Origin of the sequence: Clostridium sp. C2-6-12 (assembly GCF_009928485.1) — a bacterium.
Taxonomy (GTDB): domain Bacteria; phylum Bacillota; class Clostridia; order Clostridiales; family Clostridiaceae; genus Clostridium.
In genome coordinates this window covers 1-20,050 of sequence record NZ_JAABNP010000006.1, presented here as the reverse complement: position 1 = coordinate 20,050, position 20,050 = coordinate 1, and the positions used below count along the sequence as shown (strand labels likewise).

Here is a 20,050-nt window from a genome sequence, read left to right as displayed (position 1 = left end):
ATTGAATATTAAATTCATTTTTATATTATTACAAAATATATTATTTGTAAAGAGCACTATAACAACAGTTAAATTTTTAATATCACCGAAAACAAGGCAGCCCAATTGGGACTGCCTGTATTGTTTGTATATTAATTATTTATTTGAACCGAGATTTCAAAACTGTACTTTTTTCTGGCATAATCAAACTATTGCTTTTCTGGTAATAAGACAGGTTCTATTATAATCTCTTCCTCATTTCCATAAATTCTAACCTTTGAACCATAGATTAAATCTCCTCTTATTATCATTCTTGCAAGCCTGTTTTCTAATGTGTTTTGTATATATCTCTTAAGTGGTCTTGCTCCATATACAACATCATAACCTTCTTTTGCCATTATTGTTTTAGCTTCATCAGTAACTTCTATCTCTATATTCTTGTCTTTTAATCTCTTTCCTACATCACCTAAGAATATATCAATTATTTTCTTAATTCCAGCTTCAGATAATGGTTTGAACATTATTATATCATCTACTCTGTTCAAGAATTCTGGTTTAAATCTTGATTTTAATACACTCATCACTCTATTCTTAATGTCATCTTCAACATGTTCTTCATTTTGGTTTTCTAATAGATATTCACTTCCAATATTCGAAGTCATAATTATTATGGTATTTTTAAAATCTACTGTCTTGCCTTTATTATCTGTCAATCTACCATCATCAAGAATTTGAAGGAATATATTAAATACATCTTCATGAGCCTTTTCAATTTCATCAAATAAAATTACGCTATAAGGATTTCTTCTTACTGCTTCTGTTAATTGACCACCTTCATCATAACCTACATATCCTGGAGGCGCTCCAACTAATCTAGATACCGAATGCTTTTCCATATATTCAGACATATCTATACGAATTATATTTTCTTCTGAATCAAATAGATTTCTAGCTAGAGTTTTTGCAAGTTCTGTTTTACCAACCCCAGTAGGTCCTAGGAATATAAATGAACCTATTGGCCTGTTAATATCTTTAAGTCCAGCTCTTGCTCTAAGTATTGCATTAGTAACAGATTCAATTGCTTCATCCTGTCCTATAACTCTCTTAGCCATTTCACTTTCTAATCTTAAAAGTTTTTCTCTTTCACCTTCAAGTAAATTAGTCACAGGAATTCCAGTCCATTTAGAAAGCACTTGGGATACTTCCCCTTCAGTAACTTCTTCTTTTAATAAAGCACCTTCATAGTTTTCCTTTAATTCAATTTCTTTTTGCTTAATTTCTTGCTCTAATGCTGGAATCTTACTATATTGAATTTCAGCTACTTTATTATAGTCAAAATTTCTTTGAGCAATTTCAATTTCGCCTCTAGCATTATCCAACTCACTCTTTAAAGTTTTAATTGCTGTAATTTGATCTTTTTCCCTTGTATATTTTGCAGTCATTTCATCATTTTTTTCTTTAAATTCTGAGAGTTCCTTTTCAATATCCTCTAATCTGCTCTTTGAACCTTCATCCTTTTCCTTCGATAAAGCTTCCTTTTCAATTTCTAACTTGAATATCTTTCGTCTTATAACATCAAGTTCTGTTGGAAGAGAATCTATTTCTGATCTGATCATAGCACCAGCTTCGTCAATCAGGTCAATTGCTTTATCTGGCAGAAATCTATCTTGAATATATCTGTCAGAAAGCCTAGCAGCAGCTACTATAGCTGAATCATGAATTCTAATTCCATGGTGTATTTCAAATCTTTCTTTTAATCCTCTAAGTATTGCTATTGTATCTTCTACTGTTGGTTCTTCAATTATTACTGGTTGGAATCTTCTTTCAAGCGCTTTATCCTTTTCAATATATTTTCTATATTCATCAAAAGTTGTAGCACCAATACAATGAAGTTCTCCTCTAGCTAGTAGCGGTTTTATTAAATTACCAGCATCCATAGCTCCATCAGTTTTACCTGCTCCAACTATAGTATGAATTTCATCTATAAATAATAATATTCTTCCTTCACTGCTTTGAACTTCTTTTAAAACAGCCTTTAATCTTTCTTCAAATTCACCTCTATACTTAGCACCAGCAATCAATGCACCCATATCTAAGGAAAATATTATTTTGTCCTTTAACCCTTCTGGAACATCTCCTCTTACTATCCTTTCAGCTAAACCTTCAATAATTGCTGTTTTACCAACACCAGGTTCACCTATTAATACAGGATTATTCTTGGTTCTTCTTGATAAAATTCTGATAGTTCTTCTTATTTCTTCATCTCTTCCAATAACAGGGTCAAGCTTATGCTTTTTAGCAAGTTCAACTAAATTGGTTCCATACTTAGCCAAAGCATCATAAGTCCCTTCTGGATCTTGCGTTTCTACTCTTTGACTTCCTCTTACCTCAGAAAGAATTTTTAAAAAGTTATCTTTATTTACATTGTATTGTTTTAATATTTTAGAAACAGTACTATTCTTATCTATCTCCATAATAGCAAGCATTAAATGTTCAACACTGACATAAGAATCTTCAAACTTCTTAGAAATTTCTTCAGCTTTAATTAGAACTTCTTCTACCTTTCTGGTAATATATACATTTTGAACACTATCACCTAAAACTTTAGGCATTAAATCTAACTCCCTATTGATAGAATCCTTTAAATTCTTTACAGGCACTCCCATCTTAGTGAAAATGTTTGGAACTAATCCATCCTCTTGTTCTACAAGTGCAGAAAAAAGGTGAATTAAATCTATTTGTTGGTGATTAAATTTTACAGCTGTTACATTAGCGTCATTTAAAGCTTGTTGTACTCTTAAAGTCATCTTATCAATATTCATCATTATTCCTCCTAGTATAATTAATTTTATATAATTACAGAATTCTCATAAAGAGATTTCCTGCTAAACTCATAATTGTTAACATATAACTAAACACTTCCTTCTTAAATATATAATAATACATAGGTCAAAGAAAGTCAAAGTGTATTTTTGTTTTTAAATAATTTTTTTATTGCTTAAACTCTTATTTAAAATTTAGTTATTTTGTAGTAAAATAATAATATGTAGAACTATATATTTATCCTAATTTGTAATTCATGTACAATTAGAATATTATTTTTTAAAAGAGGTGATATTATGAAAATTAATTCTATTCTTAAGCAAGATTTTCACACTATTCACGCAAATGATTCTATTGATAAAGCTTTAGATTTCATGAATGAATCCGGCATAAATGGTATGCCTGTAGTAGATGATAATAACAATTTAGTAGGAATGGTAGTAAAGGCTGATATTTATAGATTTATGGTACATCCTGGTCATTATGTTAGCTGTCCGGTTGAGTGGGTTATGTCTAAGTCTGTAATAGTAGCTCAATCTAATGAAGACTTCTATACTGTTGCTAGACGTTTAAGAAAAAATGATATTATATCTATGCCTGTAGTTGAAAATGAAAAGATTGTAGGAATCATTAGTATTGAAGATTTATTGGACTATTTTCTTAATATAAATCCTCAAACTTATGATGATAATTTATCTACTGAGGAATAACATTTAACTGACACTTTTTACTTATAACATATAAAAAAACAAGAATTCTAGTTTAAAACTTAAATTAGAATTCTTGTTTTTATTTGATATTATTAAATCTTTTTATCTACAGCTAAAGCCAAATTAAAGTATTTTAAAGCATCAGCAGTGGAACCAAGCTGATAATAAAGATGTCCCATATCTATATATCTGTTTTTTCTTTCTTCTCTTGTTCCAAATTTAAATAAGGAATCTAATGATAAATTCATATATTTTTCTGCTTCATTATATTTATCCATCTTTTGAAGTATTAACCCTTTAAAATAATATGACTTTTCAATTAATTTAATATTGTCAGTAATAATTGCCATATTTAAAGCTTCTTCTGTAATCTTATACGCTGTATTATACTCTAAATTTTCAATTAATATGTTTGTGCAATAATTTAAGAATTCTACATTCTTTTCCACGTTATCACTTGGGAATATCTTTATTCCATTTTCTAACTCTGAAATTGCTTTATCTCTTTCCCCTACTTCAAAGTAATATTTTCCGTAATTTCCGTGAGATAATGCTAATGATATAGGATTATATTTTTGATATTCGTATGCTTTATTTATATACTCTTCTACGTTCTCTTTCTTTAATTTAATACATACTGTAGCATAAATATGATATATCTTCCCTTTGCCTTCATCAGTTTTTAATGAATTAACATATTCTATTATTTCTGATAATATAGTATACGCTTCTTCTGACTTGTTTAAATTTTGATAGCATAAAGCTTCATTATAGCCAATCAAACAATATTCAGCACTATCAAATCCGTCTTTATTTTGATGAAACATTTCTCTAAGTTTACTATAGTAAGAAATTGCTTCTATATATTCTTCATTTTGAGAAAGATATCTTGCCATATCTTTAAAATATATAACTGTATTTTTCTCTGTATTATTTCGCTGATATAAATCATAGTATTGTGAAACTATTAATTGGATATTTTCCACTTTATTTTCTTCTACATAGTAAGAAAATAGTATATGTATTAATTCAAATGCTAAATCATAATATTTGTATTTAAGCGCATAACTCAAATTGTCCTTCAACTTATTTTCAGAATCTTTATCCCATGAAATATTCTTTTTAATAAAATTTAAATTATTTAATATCTGCTCATAAACATCTTCAACTAAATAATCCAAATCAATTTCTATTTTTTCAGCTATGTATTTAAGTAATTCTTTGTCAGCTTTAATTTTTCCATTTTCTATACAACTCATTTTAGCAATTGAAATTCTAGTTCCACAAAGGTCTTTTAAAGTAATTCCCTTAAATATTCTAGCTCTTTTTATTTTTTCACCAGTAGACAGTATTTCCAACTCTATCACCCATTTACTCTTTAATTTTTAATTTTGCTGCCTCATCAAATAATCTTATTCCTTGGTTTAAGTAATATGAAGCTTCTTCCTCTTCCTTTTTATCCAAGAAATATTTTCCTACTCTCATAGCTAGCTCTCCAGCCTTAGCTAATCTTCCATTGTTCTTTGCTAATAAATATGTATCAATCAATATACTTTCAGCTTGTTCGGCTTTTTCATCAATACTAAAAATAGTATGTTTAATTAATTTACATTCAATTTTTCTATCAACATCATCTTCCTCAATTGTGGTTTCTATATTCTTTAGTATTTTTACACATTGTTCAGTATTTTTTAATTTTAAATAATTTTTACAAATATCAATTAAAATATCATTCACATTACTAACACGATTTTGAACACTTACATTTCTAGAGACTTCATAATGCTTAAACGATTCCTCTAAATCACCTAATTCGTAAAATAGCCTTCCTAAATTATGTTCTATACTTACTATACTTTTGTTATATTGTATTTTTTTATACACTTCCAATGTCTTTTTAGAATATTTTATAGCATTTGATAAATCGCCTTTTTTATTGAAATCTTCTGCTAAACAAAATAAGTTCTTTGCATAATCTTCATCATTATATATCTGTTCAAATCTTTTCTTAGCTAAATATGCATATTCTAATGCTGAATCTAATTCTTCTACATCAAAATATGTTCTTGCCATATTGTAGTGTATTTCACCCATCAGAAAATCATCTACCACTTTATTATCTGAGTATACTTTCTCAGCTTGTTTTAAATAACTACTAGCTGAATGATATGCTCTCAATTCTAAAGCTATATTGGCTAAATTTAAAAAAGTTTTTATTATTTGCTCATAATTATTATTCTTAATAAATATTACATTTGCTGATAAAAAAAACTTTTGGGCCATAGGAAAATCTTTTTTATACATATAAGATTTTGCAGTTATAAAATATATCATTGCCTTCCTATATTCCAAATTATATTTTTCGCAATAATATAAGGCATTGTCTATATATCTTTGCCCTTTTTCAAAATCACCTTGTAAAATACAGGATTCTCCCACTTGTTCATAATAAAGACTAATCTTTTCAGCTTGGCTTTCTTCGGATTCCATCAAGTATTCTACTGATGTGTTTAATGTATCAGCTAAATATTCTAACAAGTCAACTGAAGGGTTAGATCGACCTGATTCAACTAAACTTATTTGCCCTGGTGTTATCCTATCTTTCGCCAAATCTTTTAATGTCATATTCAGTTGTTTTCTTCTTCTTTTAATTTTCTCTCCCAATGATAGAATTTCCATCTCTTTAATCCTTCTCTATTCAACAAATTATTTAATTAATTTTAATATAATTTTCCTTAATTATAACATAAATTAATAAAAAACTGCATAAAAATATAAATGTTGTCCAAAATTTATATAATTTAATTTTTTTATCCATTTTTATACTAAAATTTATAGGCAGAAAATATTTTTTTATAATAATTTATAAATAAATTAAAAGACATACAAGTCTTAATTGGAATAATTCACAACTCATGTGAAATTTTTTCCAATTAATTTGTATGCCTTTTGTAAATCAAATTTAATAAATTAATCAAAAATTCACTACAATATTAACATTTAACTCATCCAATCTTGGATTCCGTTATATGTAGATTCAGCCATATTCTTCATTCTTTTGCCAGCTCTTCTCATTGTTCTTTGAGTTCTTCTATCGTAGTGTGGCATCATAGCCATTTCAACAGCCACTCCAACTAAAATTCCAGCTACCATTCCTTTTGAAAAACCTTGCATAATTAACACCTCTTTAATAATAATTTATTTTCTAAAAGTATATTATGTATTATTCAAAAAGTTATCCCTGTTAATTTTTCCCTTATTTATATAATTTATTTGAAAATTATACTTTAAATTAAAATACTCAAAAAAATTTATTTAATATTATCCAGCAAGTATAAAATAAACCATTCTTTTTCTTTACTCAATAATTTAGAAATTCTCTTTTTAGCTTCTTTAGAATTATTTTTATATAAATTTACAATTTCCTTAAACCTATCACTGTTATCGGAATTTTCTTGTTCTTCTTTTAATGATTTTATTTCTATAAATTCGCTCTTACTATCCCCAAATAAAATTATGTTGTTTGATTTATTAGGAGCTAAACTTAAAATTTCTGCTTTCACCTTTTCATCTGATACTTCTATTATGTCTTTACTAAGCCATTTGTCAACAACTTTATCTGAATTGATCCCTAAGCATTCCTTGCACTTTTCATCAACCAGCTCATTAAATAAATCCCCAGTATGGCTGTCTACTTTAACAAATATGACTTCAATTCCAGAATTCATTAGTTCTTGCATCCTGTGATAATATGACATAGAAGATTCCTCTTTTCTATCCCAAGCACCAGTTGCATGATGAGCTATACCTTCATAGTCATGAAATAAAACTATTTTAGTTTCTTTTTTTTTCAAAGCATATTCAACAGCTTTAACGGCTCCCTTAAGCTCTCCTGCTATTTGTCGTATGTTCTTTTCAGATGTATCTTTTTCAGCATTGCTTTCTATGTATTCAACAATATTATTTTTGACACAAACTACGCCATAAGAATATCTTCCGTCAGATGAATTATAGCTTCCATCAACATAAGCATGAAGACAATCTTTGGGATAATTTTCATCACTTTTTTTTAACATCCTATTTCCTTCGCCTAAATAAGCATTAGCTTCTTCCATACTCTCAAAACTTTTATACTTAGCACCTTTTACACCTTTAACGAATTTTAAACACTCGTCCCAAGTTTTAACTATAACATTTTCAATTTTTTTATTATTTTTAGCATCAAATCCATATTGTATTGCATAAACTTTCTTTGCCATATTTTTAATTATCCCTTCTAAACTCTTTATTATTTATAATGTAGATAATTCTTCTACAACATCATATAATTTCTGTACATTCCTTGCTCCAGTAAAATCAGTTAAATATTCAATTCCATTCTTTAATACTATAAGTAATTCATTATTACCTTCCCAATTTTCTATTATTATAGACAAGGGAACATCTTTTAAAACTTTATTCAAGGCAAAAAGCCCTACTCCAATATCATCAATTGCCCCTACAAATGGTATTTTACTAGGTATTAAATCTGTAGGTACTGTTATATATGCAATTGCTGCTGACATTATCAGCTTAGTTTTCAAGGGAACTCTGGTATCCTTAAGCAATCTATAAATCAAAGAAACTATATCTGTTAATATAAATATATAATCCTTATATTGTCTAGCTTCTTCTGGAAATTTATTACTTAAAATTTCTCTTCCTTTTGAATATTTATCCTCTGTTTTGTTTGTAATTTCTAGTGCAGCTGTAACATCTACCTCTTCTACTTTTACTTCTTCGGCTTCAACCTTTTTTATTAATTCCCCTGCTATTGAAATATTAATATTTGAGGCTTCAACCCACAATTCTGATCTTTTCATAAAAATTTCATTAATAGTTAAATCCACAAAAGGTACATCTTTAAGAATCATATTTATATCAATTATTACCTTATCTTTCTCACTTTCTATTCCATATGATTTAAAAGCTTTTGCTAACTGCTTCAATGCAAAGCTCCTTATAATTCTAAAAAGCCCAAGATTTAAAATTTTAACTTTAACTATTCTTGCAACAATTTTATTATTAAAACACTCAACTATTTCTACCTTCATTAAAAAGTCTATTTTTATTCCTTTTTTAAAAGTTCCCTCTAAAATTATTCCATCTTCAATGGTTACACTTTTTAAATTTAATCCTTGAATTTTTACAAATTCATTTATAATACTTAATATATCATTTCCGGTTAATTTAACCTTAACTTCTGATATGTTCATGACTCATTCCCCTTTAAAAAACTCTTCACTTTGAGTTTATTTCCCCTTAATGCGTTTTACAATTTAAAACATTATTTTTCTAATTATACCTAAAAGTATACATTATTTATATATATTCTTAAAGATGTACATGGATAAAAACAAATACCTATTACTTTACTAACCTAAAGTACTATCCACGAATTCCTCCATATATTCTTTTCCCCATTTTTCCATCATATCAACAACTGGAATAAATTTAAGACCAATTTCAGTTAAACTATATTCCACTCTTGGTGGAACTTCATTATATGATATTCTACAGACCAGATTATCTTCCTCAAGTTCCCTTAAGTGCTGAGTTAACATTTTTTGAGTAAGAGTAGAATCATCAAAAGCTCGCTTGAGCTCAGAATATCTCATGACTCTATATTTTGCCAAAAACCATATTATAGATAATTTCCACTTTCCTAATATTATTCTTTGAGTTAATAATAAAGGACAGCCCTTTTCCCATTCATTTACCACTTCAGCCATCTCCTTAGGCACTTTTTTGTAACTATACCACAAAATAGTGCCTAATTTCAATGATGATAAAGTTAAGTTATAATTTCCTCAAAAGATAAACTAACTTTGTAGGAGTGATTCATATGAAAAAAATATCTCTTGGGAATTCGTCATTAAATGTATCTATTCTAGGACTTGGAGCAATTAATTTTGGTACAACTATAAATGAAGAAAATTCCTTTAAACTTATGAATGAATATATAACTAATGGTGGAAACTTTATTGATACTTCAAATAATTATGCTGTATGGAATGGTGGTGATGGAACTGAAAGTGAAAAGACAATAGGAAAATGGATAGAAAAATACAATTATAGAAATAATGTTGTTATTGCAACAAAACTTGGGGCACTTCCAAAAGATCTTGAAAAAAGAGATTTTTCAAATATGCAAGGCTTGAGTAGACCTGTTATTATAGAATCTGTAAAAAGATCACTTGATAATCTTAAGATAGATTATATTGATTTATTATATTTACATGTGGATGATTATAATACTCCTCAAGATGAAACACTTGGAACCTTAAATGAGCTTATTAAAGATGGATTAATAAAAGAAATTGGCTGCAGCAATTTTACAACATGGCGCATAGAGAATGCTCGAAATATTTGCACTAAAAACAATTATAAATTTTTTAGTGCAATACAGCAAAGATATAGTTATCTTAGCCCAGCAATTGATGCAGATTTTCAACCTCAGATTGCTGTCAATAAAGATTTAGAAGAATATATTAAATATTATAAAGATTTAACTCTCGTAGCCTATTCTCCTCTATTACATGGGCAATATATTCAAAAAGAAATTATAAAATCGGAATATGACACTTTGTTTAACAGGGCTAAACTAAAAAAATTACTTGAGGAGCAAGAAGATCCAAATTCTTGGGTACTCAACTATATTACAAATCAATTTAATGGAAGCGTTGCTTTACTTTCAACTTCTAATGTAAATCATTTAACTAATATTATGCAATCCAAAATATGGAGTATATAATATAAAATAGCACAATATTTTATGAAATTTTTACTTCTCATAAAATATTGTGCTAAAAATATTATTTTACTATTAATTTAATTTTTCATTACTGATATTAGAATACTGGAATTACTGCTCCATTATATTCTTTTTCAATAAATGCTTTTACTTCTGGTGATGTTAATGCTTTATATAAAGCTTGAATCTTGTCTTGTTTTTCATTGCCTTCTTTTACAACTAATATATTAGCATAAGGCTTAGCTGCTTCAGAATTTTTATCTTCTACTATTAAAGTATCTTTTGCTGGATTAAATTTAGCTTCGATTGCATAATTACCATTTATTACAGCTGCATCTACATCATCCATTGCTCTTGGAATTGCTGCTGCTTCTAATTCGCTAAATTTTAGATTCTTTTTGTTTTCAGTTATATCCTTTGGAGTAACTAATTCTCCATCCTTTATTTTTATTATTCCTTTACCAGCTAGTAGTTTTAATGCTCTAGCTTCATTTGATGGATCATTAGGAACAGCAATTGTAGCTCCATCTTTTAATTCATCTACATTCTTAATCTTTTTAGAATATAATCCCATCGGTTCTAAATGAATTGGTCCAACTGAAACTAATTTAAATCCTTTTGATTGATTTTGTTCATTTAAATATGGAGTATGTTGAAAGAAGTTTGCATCTAATGATCCTTCTGATACTGCAGTATTAGGTTGAACATAATCATTAAATTCAGTTATTTCTACTGTATATCCTTGTTTTTCTAATAATGGCTTGGCTATATCAACAATTTCTTTATGTGGTTTTGGTGTTACGCCAATTTTTATTACCTTATCATTTTTAGAATCTTTAGTACCTGCTGTATTTGCCCCGCCACAGCCAACTAATCCTAATGTTACTACTCCTGCTAAAACTATTGATAATATTGATCTTTTCTTCATGTTTTATTCCCCCTATTTATTTTGATAATTTATTATAAAAATAATTGCCTAAAAATTGTAATAATTGAACTACTATAATTAAAATAATACATGTTACAATCATTGTATCTATTTGATATCTTTGATACCCATATCTTATTGCTACGTCTCCAAGACCTCCGCCTCCAACAGCCCCTGCCATTGCAGAATATCCAACAATACTTATTATTGTAAGAGTTATTCCTGACATTATTGAAGGAATTGCTTCTTTAAGCATGACCTTAAATATAATTTGAGTATTTGATGCACCAAAGGATTTTGCTGCTTCTATTACTCCTTTATCTACTTCTCTTAAAGCTGATTCAATTACCCTTGCAACAAAAGGTGCTGCTGCAATTGTAAGTGGAACTATCGCTGCTTCTGTTCCTATTGATTTACCAACAATCACTCTAGTTAATGGTATTATTATTACCATCAATATAATGAATGGAAAACTCCTTAATGTATTAATTATGAAATCTAAAATTGAATATATTATTTTATTAGGTTTTAATCCATCATTAGCTGTTAATGTTAGTATAATTGCAGGTATAAATCCTAAAATAACTGAAAATGTAGTTGATACAAAAACCATCTCTAATGTCTCTATCAAAGCTTTCCCTATCACTTCATTCATTATTCAATCACCTCCAATAAAACATCCTTGTTTTCTAAGTATTTTATAACTTTATCCTTGTCTTCTTCGCTTATATTTATTACAAGGCCCCCTAATACTTCATCTCTAAATTTTTCAAGCTTACCCCAAACTATTGAAAAATCTATTCCTAATTCTCTAGCCATTTTTGTTATAAGTGCATTTTCTGAAGAATCACTTGGGAAGAATAATTTTATATTAACACCTTCATCTGGCAATATTTCATCATCCTCTTCTCCTAGGAATTTCTTTAAGGATTTTCCTGGTTTTAAGAATAAATCTTCAGCTTTTCCTTCAGCTTTTACAACTCCCCCGTCTAATAATGCAACTCTTTCACAAACTTCTTTAATAACTTCCATTTGGTGTGTAACCATTACTATAGTTATTCCTAATTCTTTATTTATCTTTGAAAGTAATGCTAGTATATCCTTTGTAATTTTAGGATCTAATGCTGATGTAGCTTCATCACAAAGTAATATCTTAGGATCTAAAGCCAATGCTCTTGCTATTGCTACTCTTTGTTTTTGTCCACCACTAAGTTCTGATGGTTTGCTCAGTCTTTTATCTTCTAAGCCAACTAATTTAAGTAATTTAAGTACCTTATCTTTTATTTCACTCTTATTGTAGCCCCATACTTCAAGAGGAAGTGCAACATTATCAAAAACATTTTTTCTTTGCATAAGATTAAAGTTTTGAAAAATCATTCCTAAGTCTTTTCTAAATTCTCTAAGGCTTGTGCCTGTTAATGAAGAAACTTCTTTCCCCATTACATTAACAGATCCTCCATTATAGTCTTCTAGACCATTTATACATCTAAGCAATGTAGATTTTCCTGCTCCACTATGCCCTATTATTCCATAAATTTCACCTTGTTTAATGCTTATTGATACATCTTTTATTACTTGTGTTTCCCCAAAACTTTTAACCACATTTTTAATTTCTATCAAAACACTTTCCTCCCTTGATTTTGTTCTGTCTAGTTCTCCGGATAACTAAGATATCTACTTCAATTAAATAGCTGGCTTGCTATTTGATTGAAAAACACCTCAAAACAAAAGCGCCAGAGAATAAATCTCTAGCGCATAAAACACTTTGCAAAATTTATCCTCTCATCTATCAGCTAAAAGCTGCTGGAATTAGCACCATACAAATATTGATAAATTAACCAACATTTCGGTTGCCGGGTTTCAAAGGGCCAGTCCCTCCACCACTCTTGATAAGATATTCAACTATTTAATTTAGTTTATGACATGATTATATAAGCATTTTTTTTATTTGTCAACTTCTAAAAAAAATAATTGATAAAATTTCAAACTAAAATACTTAATTCGAAAGCCATCAATCCTTAGTATTGTAATCGGATTAGTTTTTATTATATATATTTCTTTATTTTATTGCAAGCTTTTTTTATTTTTAATTAAAAAATATTAAATTTATTGATAATTTTTTAATAATTAATATAGAAATTTTAATATATGTTTATTTAAATAACATAAAAAAGTATATCTCCAGGCAATACCTAGAGATATACTTTTCATTTCAATAAGTTCTTAAATCTAAGTAACTTATTAATTAAGCTGCTTTCTTTTGAGTTTCTTTACCCAATATGAAAGTCCAGTTTTTTGAACATTCAGGTGAAATTTCTCCATGCTTTTTAATGTAATTTGTCATTAAACTCCTTACTTGACCGTCATCTCCTAGAGCTTTTGCAGAATCATAAGTAACAATACTTGGATCTGTACTGCTTAATCCAGCCGCTTTCATAAAGCCGCCTCCACCATTGTATCTGTAGTTATTAATTGCTACTGTAAATTCATCTGAATCTTTTACTAAAGTTCCATTAATTTTTAAATTCTTTATTCTATTTCCAGATATAACTCTTCCTGATTCTTTATCAACAGTACATGCTGGTTGAGTTAAATCAATATCATATGTTGCACCATATAATTGATCTAAATTATAATCAGGAATATTTAATACAGAATCCTTAGATACCTTATTATTTTCCTCAGTTGTTTGAGCATAATATCTTACTGAATACTCCATCCAGTCTTTTAACTGTCTTCCATTCATCTTTACTCCATATAAGAAGTTTTCAAATACATAGACAGCCATCATATCTTTTATAGTTATATCACCCTTAGGTATAAATGCTGAAGAACTTAAAGGTGCTGCAATAGATAATTGTGTAGCTGCCCCTTCTTTTTGAACCTTATTTATCAATTCCATAATTGCTGTAGGTTCAGTGGTTTGGCCTTTTCCTGTAAACTCTCCAGTTGAAACTCCTATTTTGGTATCTACATACTTTAATGTTGCTTCTTGATAAGGCTTAATTAAATCCAGAATTTCTTGATCATCTGCAATACTATTATCAACAACAACATTTTTTGTTGAAATTCCACAAAGCTTACCATTAGTATCAAAATTCATGTCTATTTGGCCTAAACCTGTAGCCCCCTTTGTTGATTCTAATATTGGAACTACTTTTCCTTCTGGATTCTTTTGGCTTAAATCATTTATCTTTAAATGAGTATGACCTGCAATAATTGCATCTATTCCTTTAACTTTTGCTACTATTGCATTAATTTCATTTTCTGGTAAAACATCGGCTGCTGTTTCTTGTCCGCTATGTGCTGAAACTATAACTATGTCAGCACCTTTACTCTTTACTTCCTTTACCCATTTATCTGCCTCATCTACAAGATCTTTAAATTCTAAGCCCTCATAGTGCTTCTTATCTTCCCAGCTAGGTACACATTTATTTTCTAATCCTACAACTGCAACTTTTACTTCTTTTCCATTAACAAAAAAGCTTTTTATAATATAAGGAGCTACAAAATTAGTTCCATCTTTTTTGTAAATATTAGCTCCAAGTACTGATATTCCTTCTGATTTATAATCCTTAATCACTCTATTTAATACATCTAATCCATAATTAAATTCGTGATTTCCAAGTGTCCATGAATTATATTTCATTGCTCCCATTACTTTCGCCATAGGGTATTCTGAAGTTGTATCTAAAATATCATAATAATATGATAGTGGTGTTCCTTGAATAGTATCTCCATTATCAATTAACATAACATTACTATTATTTTGTCTTATACTTTTTGCATATGATGAGATTTTAGCTAATCCTTGTGCTTTTGCTGGTTCTTTTCCAGTTGCATAATCATAATTTAAAACTGTACCATGAACATCTGTTGTTGCAAGTAAAGTTATTGAACTTGATATATTAATCATTCTTGGAATATCTACATTTGGTATTGTATTTCTATATTTTTTATTTATGCTATCATCTTTATCCTTGTTAGCTTTACACCAATCTATAAGTGCATCTCTAACTACAATATGTGTATCATTTGTAGTATCTAATCCACCGCTTTTTGTAAATGCTGTGAAAGAATCTCCTCCTTGAGCAACAAAATCTGGTACTGCTACAGATAAAATTTGTGTATCGCTAATTGCTGTTCCATCATCTTTTGTAATCTCTTTTACTCTTTGACCTGATGGAAGCTTTGAGTCATAAGTAAATCTAATTCCTGATATTTGTAATCCCTTGCTGTTATCTGCAACAGCTTGTTCTAATACATCCTTAATTTTAGACTTTGTCATACTCAACTTATAAATTGTATTATCAAAAGGCATAAATTGCCAGATTGTACCTACTGTTATATTCCCTTGAGGTATATCTATTCTAAGTCCTCCATTGTTTTGGAAAGCAACATCTGCTTTAATTGCATTTCTTGTAACATCTGCTGCCCAATTTCCTAAAACTGATGAACCGTATGGTGCTGCATCTAATTTTCTTGTTAAATCCTTTTGCGTATTATATCCGATAATTTCGCTTGTTTTTGGACTTATTTCATTGTCTGCCATCTTTACAATTTTATCAACATGCCTATCTGTTGCTGATTTAGCTGCTTTGTACCCTTTGTCATTATCCAAAGCTACATAACTTGTTTCAAGATTTGGAGCATCAAAAACAACCTTTTTATCTGCAGTTATTCTAAATTTGGCATCTATATATCCTTTACCATTAGAAGCTCCAATATAAACTGGGATATTAGTAGTTTTAGAAACTGCTGCTGTTTTAGTATGACTATGTCCTCCAAATACAGCATCTACATTTTGAAGCTTATCGGCCAAATCAAATACTGGTCCTGTAGCATTATCTCCTTTATCACCTTCGTGTACTAATGCTATTATTACATCTGCTGATTTTTCTTGCTTGATTTGACTTGCTATGGAGTTAATTTCATTTCCAAGATTTCTAAATTCATAGTCTTTAATAAATTTAGGTGAAACACTAGTCTCCGTTTCTTGTGTTATTCCACCTATAATAGCAATTTTTATTCCATCTTTAGATACAATTTTATATGGTTCAAATACTCTCTTACCAGTTTGCTTATTATAAAGATTACTACAAACTATTGAATATGAAGCACCTTTCATCGTAGTATTTATAGTTGTATCCAAGCCCCAGTCAAATTCATGATTTCCAAGAGTTGTTATTTCCATACCTATTTCAGACATAACTTCTTGAACTGGAACCCCTTTCATAATATTCGAAATAGCAGATCCCTGATATAAATCTCCCCCTCCAAGTATCAGTGTTCTATCTCCATTTGATTTTTTAACATTCCCCAATCTATCAGCTAAAACTCCTGCAACTGGATTTCCAGAAGAATCTTTTAACGTTCCATGAAAATCTGTTATCTCAATGATATCAAAGATTTTCTCATTATCTGCCGCATACCCTATTACTGGAAATGCTGCAAATAAAGTTATTGTAAGAAATAGACTGGTAAATAATGCTGTAATCTGCTTTGATTTTAGTAGTTTCTTCAAAATAATTCCCCCTTAATCTATATAATGTTGCATCAAATGCAACGTTTACAATAATAATTATATACTTACAGGAAAGGAAATTCCATATTATTATTCAAATTTTATACTATTACGTATAAAATTTAACTTTATTAACATAAACTTATCTAATTTTTAATAATTATAAGTTAAATCAATATTTATATTATTAAATAAATATTAATTTAATGAGCAAATAGCGCTTTAAAATATTTCTTACAATAAAAACTGCTATTTAATGTTATGCAAAATCATTAAATAGCAGTTATAATCAATTCATTTCTATCTATATCTCTCTTTTATTGCTCTATCCATATCTCTCTTGTGAGCTTTCTCTAACATGGAATCTCTCTTATCATAATTTTTCTTACCTTTGCATACTCCAAGAGCAACTTTAACTTTACCTTCTTTTAAATAAAGTGAAAGAGGAACTAAAGTATATCCATCTTGAGCTACTAATGCATCTAGTCTTCTTATTTGATCTTTATGAAGAAGTAATTTTCTTTCTCTTACAGGATCTACATTAAATATATTTCCCTGTTCATATGGAGAAATATGCATATTTTTTATAAAAATTTCACCATTATACACATCTGCATAGCAATCTTTAAGATTAACTCTGCCTTTTCTTATTGACTTAACTTCGGTTCCTACAAGTACTAAGCCAGCCTCCATTGCTTCTTCAACAAAATAATCGTGTCTTGCTTTTCTATTTTCTGCTAATGAATTTTCATTCTTTTTTCTTGCCATTTTATCACCCACTTAAATCAGTTAACAGTTGAAAGTTAACAGCTTATGATGAAATTCTTTCAGAATTTCTTTAAATTTGTATAATTGAATTATATTATACCTGTGTTTTTAAATCAATAAAATTTAGGCGGAGTATTTCTCCACCTAAATTATTTTCTTTAATTACACCATTTCTTCTGTTTCATTTTTAACTTCTACATTTATATCTTCTGTAATTTCAGTTTCTTTGCATTCTTCTGTTTTAGGTTCTTCAGTGATTCTGAAGAATATTTCTCTATTTGCCATATCTACATTAACACATTCAACTTTTACTTTATCACCAAGTTTATAGACTTTTTTAGTTCTCTCACCTATTAAACTTAGCTGTGCTTCATTAAATATATAATAATCATCATCTAGATCTGTAATATGAACTAATCCTTCTATTGTATTTGGTAATTCTACAAATACACCAAAGGACGTAACTGAAGAAATAATTCCTTCAAATTCTTCGCCAATTCTATCCTTCATATATTCAGCTTTTTTAAGATCGTCTACTTCTCTTTCTGCATCTTGTGCTTTTCTTTCCATTTCTGATGATTGTTTTGCAGAATATCCAACTATATTTTTTAATTTATTTATTCTCTTTTCATCAATTTTACCATTAAGATATTCTTTTATAATTCTATGGATTTGTAAATCTGGATATCTTCTTATTGGAGAAGTAAAGTGACAATAAAATTCTGCTGCAAGTCCAAAGTGTCCGCTACAATCTGGAGCATATCTCGCCTGCATCATAGAACGTAATAATAAAGTATTTACAACTGTTTCTTCATTTTTTCCTTTAACTTTATCTACAATTTCTTGTAAAATCTTTGGTTTTATTTCTTCTGTCCATTGTATTGTATATCCTAAGTTATAAATAAATTCTTTAAATTTAGCCAGTTTTTCTTCATCTGGAGCCTCATGTATTCTATATACAAAAGGTAAATGAGTTCCAAACATGTGCTCTGCTACTGTTTCATTAGCAGCAAGCATAAATTCTTCAATTACTCTATTAGCTATTTCACGGTCATAAGGTTTAATTTCAATTGGTCTTCCAAGTTCATTTAAAGTTATTTTTGCTTCTGCTATTTCAAAATCAATGGCACCTCTTTTAGTTCTCTTGGCTCTTAATATATGGCAAAGCTCTTCCATTGCTTTAAAATCTTCATAAAGATAGTCATATTTCTTTATTAATTCTTCGTCATGATCTTTTAATATCTTTGTAACATCAGTATATGTCATTCTTTCATTAGTTCTAATAACTGATTCTAATATTTCATGATTTACTACTTTTCCTTTATGATCTATTTCCATAAAACACGTTAATGTTAATCTATCAACCTTAGGATTTAAAGAACATATACCATTTGATAATTTTCTAGGAAGCATTGGAACAACTCTGTCTATTAAATAAACTGAAGTAGCTCTTTTTAATGCTTCTTTATCTAATGGGCTATCTTCTGTTACATAATGAGTTACATCTGCAATATGAACTCCTAATTTAAAGTTTCCATTACTTAATCTTTCAATAGATACAGCATCATCTAAGTCTTTTGCATCTTCACCATCTATTGTAACCATTTTTAAGTCTCTTAAATCTCTTCTTCTTTTATATTCTTTTTCTTCTATTTCTTCCGAAATACCTTCAGCATACTTTAATACTTTATCTGAAAATTCTTCTGGAAGTCCAAGCTTCTTTATTATAACTAAAATATCTATTCCTCTATCGCCTTTTCTTCCTAAAATTTCTGTTACTACACCTTCTGCTTTTCTCTTTTCATCCGGCCATTTTGTTATTTTAACAAGAACAACATCTCCATCATTAGCACCATTTCTATCTTTTTTAGAAATAAATACATCTTTAGATATTTTAGTATCTTCAGAAGCTACAAACCCAAAATTCTTACAATCTTCATATACACCTACTATTTTGGTTGTATTTCTTTCTAATATCTCAACTACTTCGCCTTCTCTTTTTTTAGTATTTGAATCTTCTCTTGTTACCCTTACAGATATTTTATCTCCATTCATAGCTCCATTCATAGCTGTACTTGGAAGAAAAACATCTTTTTGACCTTCTTCATCAGGAATTAAAAATCCAAATCCTTTTGCATGGGCTTGAAGTTTACCTACAATTAGCCCTTCTTCTTCATGATTTTCTCCATTTATCATATATTTATTCTTTTTTGTTCTTGCAATAAAGCCTTCACTTTCCATTACTCTTAAAATCTTTTTAAAAGCAGTATATTCATTTTTCTTTATATCAAATACAGCAATTAACTCTTCAATATCCATTGGTCTATATCCTGGCTCTTTCATAAAGCTCACTAACGTCTGCTTAATTCCCATAAATTTTTACCTCCATTGTGCAAATACTATTAAATATTCCTATATATCTATATACTACCACATTAATGCTGTTCAATATAGTTTTTCTCTTATTAATGTTTGAGTCAAGTAAAAGTTGGCAATAATTTCGCTCGATTTATTATCCATTATTT

The 20,050-nt window shown here is 28.7% G+C and carries 15 protein-coding genes and 1 riboswitch; of the genes, 2 read left to right on the top strand and 13 right to left on the bottom strand.

Translation table 11 applies throughout. From position 1 onward, the window contains the following. Positions 1-188: 188 nt before the first annotated feature. Positions 189-2,801: an ATP-dependent chaperone ClpB gene (gene clpB, locus GXK56_RS06670; RefSeq protein WP_160686713.1), complete on the bottom strand. Its 2,613-nt coding sequence runs from the start codon at positions 2,799-2,801 to the stop codon at positions 189-191. Between the two features lie 297 nt (positions 2,802-3,098). Between clpB and GXK56_RS06665 the strand changes: the two genes are divergently transcribed. Further along, a complete protein-coding gene (locus GXK56_RS06665; RefSeq protein ID WP_160686468.1) occupies positions 3,099-3,512 on the top strand; it encodes a CBS domain-containing protein in 414 nt (137 codons plus the stop codon). 92 nt (positions 3,513-3,604) lie between these two features. Here the strand turns inward: GXK56_RS06665 and GXK56_RS06660 are convergent, their stop codons facing one another. The 6 genes from GXK56_RS06660 to GXK56_RS06635 all read right to left on the bottom strand — a co-directional run bounded on the left by GXK56_RS06660 (position 3,605) and on the right by GXK56_RS06635 (position 9,274). Then, complete coding sequence (locus tag GXK56_RS06660) at positions 3,605-4,870, bottom strand: tetratricopeptide repeat protein (RefSeq protein ID WP_160686711.1); 1,266 nt, start codon at positions 4,868-4,870, stop codon at positions 3,605-3,607. Between the two features lie 13 nt (positions 4,871-4,883). After that, complete coding sequence (locus tag GXK56_RS06655; RefSeq protein WP_160686466.1) at positions 4,884-6,191, bottom strand: tetratricopeptide repeat protein; 1,308 nt, start codon at positions 6,189-6,191, stop codon at positions 4,884-4,886. A 321-nt stretch (positions 6,192-6,512) separates the two neighbouring features. Continuing rightward, positions 6,513-6,686: a YtxH domain-containing protein gene (locus GXK56_RS06650; RefSeq protein WP_160686464.1), complete on the bottom strand. Its 174-nt coding sequence runs from the start codon at positions 6,684-6,686 to the stop codon at positions 6,513-6,515. Between the two features lie 137 nt (positions 6,687-6,823). Then, on the bottom strand, positions 6,824-7,771 hold the full coding sequence (locus GXK56_RS06645) for a ribonuclease H family protein (protein ID WP_160686462.1): 948 nt from the start codon (positions 7,769-7,771) through the stop codon (positions 6,824-6,826). A 33-nt stretch (positions 7,772-7,804) separates the two neighbouring features. Then, positions 7,805-8,767 (bottom strand): DUF1232 domain-containing protein, encoded by a 963-nt coding sequence (locus GXK56_RS06640; RefSeq protein ID WP_160686460.1) that lies wholly within the window; start codon positions 8,765-8,767, stop codon positions 7,805-7,807. A 159-nt stretch (positions 8,768-8,926) separates the two neighbouring features. Beyond that, complete coding sequence (locus GXK56_RS06635) at positions 8,927-9,274, bottom strand: helix-turn-helix domain-containing protein (RefSeq protein WP_243156032.1); 348 nt, start codon at positions 9,272-9,274, stop codon at positions 8,927-8,929. A gap of 122 nt (positions 9,275-9,396) precedes the next feature. Here GXK56_RS06635 and GXK56_RS06630 point away from each other — a divergent pair, with 122 nt between their 5' ends. Then, the gene (locus tag GXK56_RS06630; protein ID WP_160686458.1) at positions 9,397-10,305 is read left to right on the top strand and encodes an aldo/keto reductase; all 909 of its coding nucleotides are present in this window, start codon (positions 9,397-9,399) and stop codon (positions 10,303-10,305) included. Between the two features lie 97 nt (positions 10,306-10,402). Here GXK56_RS06630 and GXK56_RS06625 read toward each other — a convergent pair whose 3' ends face one another. The 6 genes from GXK56_RS06625 to rnr all read right to left on the bottom strand — a co-directional run bounded on the left by GXK56_RS06625 (position 10,403) and on the right by rnr (position 19,898). Then, positions 10,403-11,233 carry a MetQ/NlpA family ABC transporter substrate-binding protein gene (locus GXK56_RS06625; RefSeq protein ID WP_160686456.1) on the bottom strand — a complete coding sequence of 277 codons (831 nt, stop codon included), beginning with the start codon at positions 11,231-11,233 and terminating at the stop codon, positions 10,403-10,405. Between the two features lie 16 nt (positions 11,234-11,249). Beyond that, complete coding sequence (locus GXK56_RS06620) at positions 11,250-11,888, bottom strand: methionine ABC transporter permease (protein ID WP_160686454.1); 639 nt, start codon at positions 11,886-11,888, stop codon at positions 11,250-11,252. Next, positions 11,888-12,853, bottom strand: a complete 966-nt coding sequence (locus GXK56_RS06615; protein ID WP_160686452.1) for a methionine ABC transporter ATP-binding protein — start codon at positions 12,851-12,853, stop codon at positions 11,888-11,890. Before GXK56_RS06615 ends, GXK56_RS06620 begins: the two co-directional genes overlap by 1 nt. 159 nt (positions 12,854-13,012) lie before the next feature. Next, a riboswitch (SAM riboswitch) is annotated at positions 13,013-13,129 on the bottom strand. A 349-nt stretch (positions 13,130-13,478) separates the two neighbouring features. Further along, the gene (locus GXK56_RS06610) at positions 13,479-16,757 is read right to left on the bottom strand and encodes a 5'-nucleotidase C-terminal domain-containing protein (RefSeq protein ID WP_160686450.1); all 3,279 of its coding nucleotides are present in this window, start codon (positions 16,755-16,757) and stop codon (positions 13,479-13,481) included. A 300-nt stretch (positions 16,758-17,057) separates the two neighbouring features. After that, positions 17,058-17,525: an SsrA-binding protein SmpB gene (gene smpB / locus GXK56_RS06605; protein ID WP_160686448.1), complete on the bottom strand. Its 468-nt coding sequence runs from the start codon at positions 17,523-17,525 to the stop codon at positions 17,058-17,060. 162 nt (positions 17,526-17,687) lie between these two features. Further along, a complete protein-coding gene (gene rnr, locus GXK56_RS06600) occupies positions 17,688-19,898 on the bottom strand; it encodes a ribonuclease R (protein ID WP_160686446.1) in 2,211 nt (736 codons plus the stop codon). Positions 19,899-20,050: the final 152 nt, after the last annotated feature.

What these genes read in the sequence shown, in the direction of transcription:
- GXK56_RS06665 (WP_160686468.1), top strand. Translation starts at nt 3,099, where the DNA reads ATGAAAATTAATTCTATTCTTAAGCAAGATTTTCACACTATTCACGCA.
- GXK56_RS06655 (WP_160686466.1), bottom strand. Translation starts at nt 6,191, where the DNA reads ATGGAAATTCTATCATTGGGAGAGAAAATTAAAAGAAGAAGAAAACAA.
- GXK56_RS06650 (WP_160686464.1), bottom strand. Translation starts at nt 6,686, where the DNA reads ATGCAAGGTTTTTCAAAAGGAATGGTAGCTGGAATTTTAGTTGGAGTG.
- rnr (WP_160686446.1), bottom strand. Translation starts at nt 19,898, where the DNA reads ATGGGAATTAAGCAGACGTTAGTGAGCTTTATGAAAGAGCCAGGATAT.
- GXK56_RS06620 (WP_160686454.1), bottom strand. Translation starts at nt 11,888, where the DNA reads ATGAATGAAGTGATAGGGAAAGCTTTGATAGAGACATTAGAGATGGTT.
- GXK56_RS06630 (WP_160686458.1), top strand. Translation starts at nt 9,397, where the DNA reads ATGAAAAAAATATCTCTTGGGAATTCGTCATTAAATGTATCTATTCTA.
- GXK56_RS06625 (WP_160686456.1), bottom strand. Translation starts at nt 11,233, where the DNA reads ATGAAGAAAAGATCAATATTATCAATAGTTTTAGCAGGAGTAGTAACA.
- GXK56_RS06640 (WP_160686460.1), bottom strand. Translation starts at nt 8,767, where the DNA reads ATGAACATATCAGAAGTTAAGGTTAAATTAACCGGAAATGATATATTA.
- clpB (WP_160686713.1), bottom strand. Translation starts at nt 2,801, where the DNA reads ATGAATATTGATAAGATGACTTTAAGAGTACAACAAGCTTTAAATGAC.
- GXK56_RS06645 (WP_160686462.1), bottom strand. Translation starts at nt 7,771, where the DNA reads ATGGCAAAGAAAGTTTATGCAATACAATATGGATTTGATGCTAAAAAT.
- smpB (WP_160686448.1), bottom strand. Translation starts at nt 17,525, where the DNA reads ATGGCAAGAAAAAAGAATGAAAATTCATTAGCAGAAAATAGAAAAGCA.